1 protein-coding gene is annotated in these 247 nt (G+C 66.0%); it reads right to left on the bottom strand.

Annotation, left to right across the window (positions count from 1 at the left end; translation table 11 throughout):
- Nucleotides 1–202, bottom strand: a 202-nt coding sequence (locus ACCC96_RS30395) for an aminotransferase class IV (protein ID WP_413697755.1), incomplete at its 3' end; no start/stop codon positions are given.
- Between the last annotated feature and the right edge of the window lie 45 nt (nucleotides 203–247).

A 247-nucleotide genomic window follows, 5' to 3' on the forward strand; every position in this document is an offset into this window, starting at 1 on the left:
GTTTGACCACAACCTCGTCCTCCTCAGGCGTGGGCGCAGGGTGGGTGCTGCGGAATTCCGTGATGGCCGTTTCGATGGCCCGCCGCCAGGCGTCCTGATCGGGCAGCGTCAGGTCCAAAGCTGCTGCAGAACCGGCCAGCCTGTTCAGGTGTGCCTGGACTTTCCGGGGCCGGCCCTGGACAGCCAGGAGTGATTCGAACACGCCATCTCCGCGTGTAGCTCCCAGGTCCGTGGCCATGAGCTGCGG

The sequence above is a fragment of the Pseudomonas sp. Pseusp11 genome (assembly GCF_047304405.1).
Lineage (GTDB): Bacteria > Pseudomonadota > Gammaproteobacteria > Pseudomonadales > Pseudomonadaceae > Aquipseudomonas.